This is a genomic window from Sphingobium sp. LB126 (assembly GCF_002795205.1).
Classification (GTDB): domain Bacteria; phylum Pseudomonadota; class Alphaproteobacteria; order Sphingomonadales; family Sphingomonadaceae; genus Sphingobium; species Sphingobium chungbukense.
In genome coordinates this window covers 1-2,278 of sequence record NZ_NETV01000012.1, presented here as the reverse complement: position 1 = coordinate 2,278, position 2,278 = coordinate 1, and the positions used below count along the sequence as shown (strand labels likewise).

At 63.7% G+C, this 2,278-nt stretch carries 2 protein-coding genes; both read right to left on the bottom strand.

The features are described from left to right. Window positions 1–122: 122 nt before the first annotated feature. Window positions 123–1,148: a DUF2493 domain-containing protein gene (locus CAF53_RS26905; RefSeq protein WP_021688155.1), complete on the bottom strand. Its 1,026-nt coding sequence runs from the start codon at window positions 1,146–1,148 to the stop codon at window positions 123–125. A gap of 81 nt (window positions 1,149–1,229) precedes the next feature. Beyond that, window positions 1,230–1,709, bottom strand: coding sequence for a DUF736 domain-containing protein (locus CAF53_RS26900; RefSeq protein ID WP_021688156.1), 480 nt, complete (start codon window positions 1,707–1,709; stop codon window positions 1,230–1,232). Window positions 1,710–2,278: the final 569 nt, after the last annotated feature.

Below are 2,278 nucleotides of genomic sequence, written 5' to 3'. Positions count from 1 at the left end.
AGGCGCGGCGGCGGCCGGCGGCACGACAAAAGGCCAGCGCGCAAGGATGCGCGCCAGCCTTGGCCGGTCTGTTGTCCTGTCAGCGGCGCGGCGCTTTGGGGGAAGCGCCGCGCTGTCTGCTGTCAGGCGCTGCGCCGTGCGCGCCTGAATGTATCGCCTTCGCCGTCCTGCGGCTTGCGGGATGCAGGGGCATCCTTGGGCTTGCGGAAGGCGTGAATGGGAACGCCCTGTTTGCGCAAGGTCTGGTAGAGATTGGCCTGAATGCCCGATCCCTCGCAAAGGACGGCTTCCACCGCGCCAAGCTCGGCCAGCTTCTTGTTGCGGGTGAAGGCGGGCTTCTTCCCTCCCCCGTAGAGGCCGAACGCGACGACGGGCACGCCCTGCCTTGCCGCCCATGCCGCCGCGATGGCGTCAACGCCCTTGCGCTGCCCGGTGGTGACAAGCGTCATATGCGGCACGCGCGCCTTGATCTCGTCCAGCTTGGCCCAAAGCGGCTCCCATTCCTCCCACATGGCGGGGCCGGACAGGATGACGACAGGGCCTTGCGGCTGGTGCTTCTCGCGCTTGGCAAGGGCGCGCTCCTGCAAGAAATCCAACGCGTTCACATAGCTTGCGGTGGTGACGGATGAAGCCTTGCTGCCCTTGGTCGGTGCCCATGCCTTGCGCCAGCAAGCGCGATACAGCGCGGCGGCATAATCCCGCATCGCCTCGATAGCGGCGCGCTGTTCGGTGAGCGACTGGCAAAGCAACTGGGTATCCTCAAGGTCTTTGTTGAACACCTCCCCCGGTTCCATGCGCCGGGTCATGTCGCGGATCTTGTCGGCAAGCCGATCCTCCTGACGCTCCAGCGTTCCCGCAACGAAATGGAAGCTGTTGACGATACCCCAAGCGATTTGCGGGGCGAGCGGGTCAAGCCGCGTGTCGTGCAGCAGGCCATGCAGCGAAGTCATGAGTTCGCCGCAAACCTTCTGCGCCGCGAAGGGTTCGGGCATCTCATATTCCCCCGGCTCGTCGCCCGGTTCGATGATCGACAGCGGCAACGGATCGCCAAAGGATGCTTCCAACGGGTTCGTCGCGATGGCTTCGGCGTAGAGTTCCGGCAGGTCGGCGAATGTGCTAACGGCTACCTTAGCTGATTGCTTGCTCATGGTATGGCTCCTGATGCTCGATGATCGGTCAGGGTCCGGGAAAGTGTTCCACCACTCCCCCGGCCCGTCTTGGTTCAGCGCCTAGAACGCGACTTCATCGTCCAGATCGGCGGCGGCGCCTTGGCTCGACAATCCGCCGTTTGCATCGGCGGTGCTGTCCCCGAACCCGTAGTCATCGCCGCGCCCGGAACCGGACGGTGCATTGTCGCGCGGGGAGCGGACGGCAGGGCCGAAATCGTCGCGCTGGTCCTGCCTGCGCCATGCCACGCGATAGCCTTCCTCGACCGTGCCGAAAAGCGCGATGGGGAGCGGTTCGGACATGGACGGATCGTCGATATTCCCTTGCAGGAACACTTCGCCGGTCCGCTTGGCCGTGGCTTCCCAAAGCGCGCCGATCTGCACCACGCGGCCCCCGACATTGGGCGCGACGATCTCATAAGCCGGGGCCAGTTCGTTGTCGCTCTCGACGGGACGCAAGGCCAGCTTGGGCAGGTCGATTGCACGGGTAGCAATCGAACCAATCAGGCGGCCCTTCTTCAAATTGAACTCACCGATATTCATGACCTATACTCCTGAAAAATGCTTCCGGGGCCAATCCCCATCCGCACCTATACTTATACCCCCTCCCCCTTTTCGAGTATATGCCATTGTTTTCTTGACAGATTTTCATCCTATTTGGTGAGCCTGAGCCAAGAAAAACGGACGCGGCAGCGTCCCGAACAAAGAAAAGCATGGCGAAGCCATTCCTTCCTGATCAGCGTTGGACGCGACGGGGCCTGTCTGTCATCCCATCCGGAGCCGCCTTCGCCGGGGCTCAAGGGTCAGGGCTGGTCCGGGTGAGCAAGGGACGTCGCGCTGCGCCCTAGTGGAGGTTGAAGAAAATGGGCCTGCCGACACCTTTGGATCAGGCAATCCCGTCGGCAGGCCCATTTTCTTCTACCGCAGCTTGGGCGGAGGCAGCCCTTGCTTGCCCGGACCAGCCCTGGCACGCCGAGACCCTGCGAGGCGGCGCAGGGTGGGATGACAGACCGCGTGCGACGCTGATTGCGGGCCGAGGCGTCCTCGCCGAGGTCCGCGGCAACGGTGCCGCGAGCGCGACGCTTGAGGAAGGAAACAGAGCGTGCCTCTGG

What these genes read in the sequence shown, in the direction of transcription:
- CAF53_RS26900 (WP_021688156.1), bottom strand. Translation starts at nt 1,709, where the DNA reads ATGAATATCGGTGAGTTCAATTTGAAGAAGGGCCGCCTGATTGGTTCG.
- CAF53_RS26905 (WP_021688155.1), bottom strand. Translation starts at nt 1,148, where the DNA reads ATGAGCAAGCAATCAGCTAAGGTAGCCGTTAGCACATTCGCCGACCTG.